Genomic DNA, 6040 nt, shown 5'->3' with positions numbered 1-6040 from the left:
ATGTGCTGGTAACTAACCGGAACACCAATTCCCTGACCCGGCTGGATTTTGGCTCCTCCCTGTTAAATACGCCAACAGCGGTGAATCTCGGCAACCCCGGCAACGTGCTGAATGCACCGCGGGATCTTTGTGTGCTGCATGATTGCGGCCGCACTTATGGCCTGGCTGTTAATGAACTTAGCAACGATATCGTGCGGATAGATTTTACGGGAAGTATTACCGGCGCGGTGTCTGGCGTATCGCTGGGCACCGGCGGCGGCATGAGCTTTCCGCACAGCATTTCCACCATGTTCCGGGAGGGCAACAGCCTGTATGCTTTTGTAACAAACGTGGACAATAATACTATTTCAAGGCTGGTGTTCAGCGGTTGTAACAACGCCAGCATACCTTCCTCCACACAGCAGCAGCCTCCGGCCATCAGCTATAATACACCAGGTATCTATACTATTAACCTGTTAACAGACGAGCTGCTACCTTCTCAAAGCATATTCTGTAAAACCATTGTGGTATTACCGCCACCGGCAGCAGACCTGGGTAATGATACCACCATATGCAACGGCGGAACGTTAACCCTGGATGCCGGCGCCGGCCCGGCCTACCGCTACCAATGGAGCACAGGAGCGGCCACACAGCAGATTGCCGTTAACCAATCCGGCATCTACAGCGTAACTGTGAACAACGGCGGCTGTACGGCACAGGATGACATTACTGTGAACCTGAACCAGGTAATGCAGCTGAACGCCGCTACTACCAGTATTGATTGTAACCAGCCTGCCGGCAGCATTGTGCTTACCGCCACCGGCGGCGTACAACCTTATAACTATTACCTGGATGCCACAGGTCCTGTTAGCACAAATGCCTTTGATAATCTGCAGGCCGGCACCTATACTGTACGTGTGCAGGACCAGCAAGGCTGTGAAGTATCGCAGCCGGTAACAGTAAGCGTGGATGCCAGCAGGATACTCACTACCACCGGCAGCATGATAGTGCCCAGCTGCGCGGGGGTGGCGGATGGAACGATCAGTGTTCAGGTGCAGCAGGGCGTGCCGCCTTTTGAATACGCCATTAACGGATCGCCTTACCAGAGCAGCAATACTTTCAGCAACCTGGGAGGCGGCGCCTATACCGTATATACCAGCAACGGCGTTTGTATTGACAGTTTTTTAGTGGACCTGAAAGACCCTGTTAGCATTGACGTACAGGTAACCAAACAGGATGAATTATGCGGCCGCCAGAATGGGAGTGTAGATATTGCATTAAACGGCGGTACGCCGCCCTATAGCCTGTACTGGAACAGCATACCGGTTAATGCCACCCTGGTGGATAATCTTAATGAAGGTGATTATGCGCTGGAAGTAGCGGATGCCCGCGGCTGTTCGATGGACACCACTATCCACATTAACGACATAGACCTTCCGCCGGTAACGATCCTGAACAGAGATACCACCATTAACATTGGTGAAAGCATACAGCTGGTGGCAGTGAATGCACCCGATTATGTGTGGGCGCCGGCCGATGGCCTGAGCTGCACGGATTGCGCCGCACCCATTGCGCAGCCCCTGCACCCGACACGGTACATTGTAAACACCGTAACCGGCCTGAATTGTGTGCCTGCAGATACCGTAAACATACTGCTCTCTTACAACCTTTCGCTGTATGTGCCCAATGCTTTTACTCCTAATGCAGACGGCATCAACGACGTGTTTCGTGCAAAGGTAAAAGGCGTAAGCAGCTATCACCTGCAGCTGTATAACCGCTGGGGCCAGCTGCTGTATGAATCGTTTGACATGAAAACCGGGTGGGATGGCCGCTATAAAGGCCAGCCGCAGCCCATGGGCACATATGTGTACCTGGTACAGTATGCGTATTACGGAAATGAAAAACAGCTACTAACGCAAAAGGGAACGTTTACGCTGATACGGTAGAAAGGCATATAACTAAAAAGATAAAAATTCTCCTGCGCCATTTAAATATTACGGGAGAATTTTTATCTTTGATACGATAACTTTATACTTATGAAATAAAACCCTTACCAGCTGGTTAACCCGTACCATTCGTATAATTACTATCACTGTTTGTTTAATTAAAAATTACCCTTTATGAGAAATGCCCTATTGAAAGGTAGCCTTTTACGCTATCCGTTTGCACTATGTTTGACCGTGTTTATGCTTAACGGTCATGTTATGTTAGCTCAATGTAATTCGTTCCTCCAAATTACAGGCGTTAAGTCAGGCGTAAGCGCCGGTGACCTTGATGTTACCGGTACGGCCATTACCGTGGAAGCAGTGTTTAACAGAACCGATACCTACGACCCTACTTACCAGGGTGGCGACCTGGTGTCTAAACACCGTGACCCGTCTGATGCGAATTATTTTCTTCGCCCAAATGCGGCCGGTATTGCCACCAGCACTGGTTTTAAGCAGGTAACCACTACCTGCAATGCGGAGCTGAACAAGACTTACCATGTAGCCATGGTATATGACGGCGCAACCTTAAAGTTTTATCGTAATGGTGTGTTAATGAACCAGGTAGCAGCCACCGGTACGCTTGTTACTAATAACTGGCCGCTGCGCATTGGTATGGAAGGGGACAACACATCCATTTATCCCATTGACTTTAAAGGTTACGTGAATGAAGTGCGGGTATGGAATGTGGCCAGAACGCAGGCACAGATCAAGGCTTATATGGATAAATCCCTGCCCAGCCCCGCGTCCCAAACCGGTTTAAAGGCCTATTACGTTTTTAACAGCCTTACCAACCTGCAGGGAACCGCTGCCTATAATGGCACTATTGTAAACTCGGCCAGTATTAGCCAAACAAATCCTGGCTGTGCAGCGCCCACCATTTCCTGTAATTCCTTTTTACATATTACAGGTACGCATTCCGGCGTAACCAGCGGTGACCTGGATATTACCGGCAATGCGCTTACCGTGGAAGCGCTGTTTGAAAGAACAGAAGCTTATGATGCTATTTCACAGGGCGGTGACCTGGTATCAAAACACCAGGATCCTTCAGATGCGAATTATTTTCTCCGTCCCAATGCAGCAGGTATTACAACGGTGAATGGCTTTGTACAGGTGGTAGCCCCCTGTGAGATTGAGCTCAACACCGTGTATCATGTTGCAATGGTGTATGACGGCAGCAGCCTGAAATATTACCGTAACGGCGTGTTAATGGACCAGGTACCTGCTTCAGGTAACCTTATTACCAATAACTGGCCGCTGCGTATAGGTATGGAGGGAGATAACACATCCGTTTACCCGATTGACTTTAAAGGCTACGTAAACGAAGTACGGGTATGGAATGTGGCCAGAACGCAGGCAGAGATCAAGGCTTATATGGAAACAACATTGCCTAGTCCCGCCACACAAACCGGCCTGAAGGCTTATTTTACCTTTAACAGCCTTGTAAATAAGCAGGGTACTACTGCTTATAACGGCACCATTACCAACAGCGCAAATATTAATGACAGCACTACCTATTGCCCGTGGAGGCTGGCTACAAGTCCAGACTCCTGCAAGTGTGGCGCCTTTACTCCTGCAGCTGCTGACAGTAATCGTGTTGACAGTCTTGTTGCATTTGCTACAATGAGCAGCCATGTGGAAAAAATGGCGCCGGAGAACAACAGCGTACTGGTGTTCCCTAACCCGGCCAGGAATGAAGTGAAGATAGACCTGCAGGTAGCGCAGGCTGAGAGGCTGGTTACACGCCTGGTAAATGTTGCCGGGCAAACGGTAGCTGTACAGCGTAATAACCTCACAGCAGGTAAGAATACTATAGTACTGACTGCCCCTGGTCAGTTACACAGTGGCATTTATATTATCCACCTGCAATACGGTGGTAAAACCATTACACGAAAGCTGGTGGTGAACTAATTTTCAGATGATGCTGAATAATCAAGCGGGACTGTTCAATAGTATTGAGCAGTCCCGCTTTTGCATTGTATTACGCGATGGTGATCTCCCCGTTCAAGTACACATCCTGCACGGCATTCAGCAAGGCTACCCCTTCCTTAAACGGGCGCTGAAACGCTTTGCGTCCCAGTATCAGGCCCGTTCCGCCGGCGCGTTTGTTAATAATGGCGGACCGCAGGGCTTCTGTAAGGTCTTTTTCTCCCTTTGACTCACCGCCCGAGCTGATAAGGCCAATGCGGCCGGCGTACCCGTTCAGCACCTGGTAGCGGCACAGGTCTATAGGATGGTTGGTAGTGAGCTTATCATACATATCCGGGTGGCTTTTGCCGAACTGCAGGGCGGTAAAGCCGCCGTTAATGGTCGGCAGCTTTTGCTTTAACAGGTCGGCCTGTATGGTGGCGCCCAGGTGGTTGGCCTGGCCGGTAAGGTCAGCTGCGGTATGGTAATCCTTACCGTCTTTTACAAAAGCTTTATTACGGGTGTAGCACCAGAGAATGGCAGGCAGGCCCAGGCTGTGCGCTTCCTCAAAGGCCTGCGCTATTTCAATGATCTGCCGGGACGACTCTTCGCTGCCGAAATAAATAGTGGCGCCTACTGCTGCTGCGCCCAGGTTCCACGCATCTCTTACGGTGCCAAACAGCACCTGGTCGTATTTATTGGGGTAGGTGAGCAGCTCGTTATGGTTGATTTTTACAATAAAGGGTATTCTGTGCGCATAGGTGCGGGAGAACAGGGCCAGGTGCCCGAAGGTGGTGGCAATTGCATTGCAGCCGCCTGCCAGCGCCAGCTTCAAAATGTTTTCAGGATCAAAGTACATGGGGTTGGGAGCAAAGGCGCTGCCGGCGCTGTGCTCAATATCCTGGTCAACCGGCAGTATGGAGGCGTAGCCGGTGCCTGCCAGCCGGCCGTGGTTAAAAATAGCGGCCAGGTTACGCAATACCTGCGGGGGGCGGTTGCTGGGCAGGAACTGTTTTTCCATTGCATCGGGGCCGGGCAGGTGCAGCTGGTCTTTGGGAACGGCCTGGCAGGTATGCTGGAGAAGGTCCGTGAGCTCTTTTTCTGAAAAATGCTGGGAGAGTAGGTTTGTTTGCATGGGGGGAGTGTTTTAACAGGGAAAGAGGGCCGCAAAAATTGAACCACGTAGAGGAATTACGAATTGGGGAGCAATTTATAAAAAGGTAGTCGTTATAACAGCGGATGACAGTAGCATAAATAAGGGGCTAATGCCGGCTGGTGACAGATACAACCTATGCCTTCCTGCGGGATGATGGCAGGCAGCTTTATACGGGGAAGCGTAAAAGCAAAAGCGCCCCAGCCGGGGCGCTTTGAATACTATAAACAGTAATATCTGTTACAGATGTGACTGTATTTTCTTTTCCAGTACTGACCGGGGAGCAGCGCCCACCTGTTTGTCAACCACCTGGCCGTCTTTAATGAACAGGATGGCGGGAATGCTGGTGATACCGTAGTTGATGGACAGCTGCGGATTGTGGTCCACATTTACCTTACCTACGTTCACTTTACCGGCATAATCTTTAGACAGATCTTCAATAACCGGACCTATAGCGCGACAAGGACCGCACCATTCTGCCCAGAAATCAACCACGCTTAATTTATCGGAGGAGAGTACTTCTGTCTGAAAGTTTGAATCTGTGAGTTCTAAAGCCATATTTGATGTATTTAAAGTTATATGATTTCGTGTATGAAAGTGAGGTAAAATGTAAGTGTTCAAGTCTTATTTTTTACATCATACCTGGTACCTCAAATTTCTATCCATGGCGCAAATTACTGCATTTTTGTCATCTTACTTATTGGTTGTATCTATATACCTATTTGGATGTTTCTATATAAAGATCTATGTCCGGTTGTTGGGCCAAAAACTGCGCCAGCTCATCATTCATCTCTATATGCCGGTTAAACGTGTGCAGCTTTACCGCCCAGTTGTTATCCCGGTCAATCAGCTGCAGGTATAGCTCACTGTTACCCGGGTACTTGGCGGCATTATCGCACAGGAAATCCACTACTTCGCGGGTAATGAACCTGGGCATGGCGGTGAGGTACACCTGCCGCGTATGGGTTTTCTTCACCTCCTGCAGCAGTTGCATGCTGGTTACCTTAAACTCATA

Annotated in this window: 5 protein-coding genes; 2 read left to right on the top strand and 3 right to left on the bottom strand. The window is 49.7% G+C overall.

What is annotated here, in order from left to right; all coding sequences use genetic code 11:
* A partial coding sequence (locus tag VFS25_RS19480; RefSeq protein WP_326463849.1) for a gliding motility-associated C-terminal domain-containing protein occupies positions 1-1925 on the top strand: 1925 nt, incomplete at its 5' end.
* Positions 1926-2183: 258 nt separating this feature from the next.
* A complete protein-coding gene (locus tag VFS25_RS19475) occupies positions 2184-3875 on the top strand; it encodes a LamG-like jellyroll fold domain-containing protein (protein WP_326463848.1) in 1692 nt (563 codons plus the stop codon).
* A gap of 70 nt (positions 3876-3945) precedes the next feature.
* Here VFS25_RS19475 and VFS25_RS19470 read toward each other — a convergent pair whose 3' ends face one another.
* The 3 genes from VFS25_RS19470 to VFS25_RS19460 form a co-directional block, all read right to left on the bottom strand.
* Complete coding sequence (locus tag VFS25_RS19470) at positions 3946-5007, bottom strand: class I fructose-bisphosphate aldolase (protein ID WP_326463847.1); 1062 nt, start codon at positions 5005-5007, stop codon at positions 3946-3948.
* A 258-nt stretch (positions 5008-5265) separates the two neighbouring features.
* Positions 5266-5583 carry a thioredoxin gene (gene trxA / locus VFS25_RS19465; protein WP_414647766.1) on the bottom strand — a complete coding sequence of 106 codons (318 nt, stop codon included), beginning with the start codon at positions 5581-5583 and terminating at the stop codon, positions 5266-5268.
* Between the two features lie 160 nt (positions 5584-5743).
* Positions 5744-6040 (bottom strand): hypothetical protein (locus tag VFS25_RS19460; protein WP_326463845.1); only part of this gene is annotated, 297 nt, incomplete at its 5' end.

Origin of the sequence: Chitinophaga sp. (assembly GCF_035761305.1) — a bacterium.
In the GTDB taxonomy this organism is placed as follows: Bacteria; Bacteroidota; Bacteroidia; order Chitinophagales; family Chitinophagaceae; genus Chitinophaga.
This window is presented reverse-complemented; position numbering and strand designations above follow the sequence as displayed.

Bases quoted from the DNA above. Each gene is read 5' to 3' on its own strand.
- VFS25_RS19475 (WP_326463848.1), top strand. From the start codon at position 2,184: ATGTTAGCTCAATGTAATTCGTTCCTCCAAATTACAGGCGTTAAGTCA.
- trxA (WP_414647766.1), bottom strand. From the start codon at position 5,583: ATGGCTTTAGAACTCACAGATTCAAACTTTCAGACAGAAGTACTCTCC.
- VFS25_RS19470 (WP_326463847.1), bottom strand. From the start codon at position 5,007: ATGCAAACAAACCTACTCTCCCAGCATTTTTCAGAAAAAGAGCTCACG.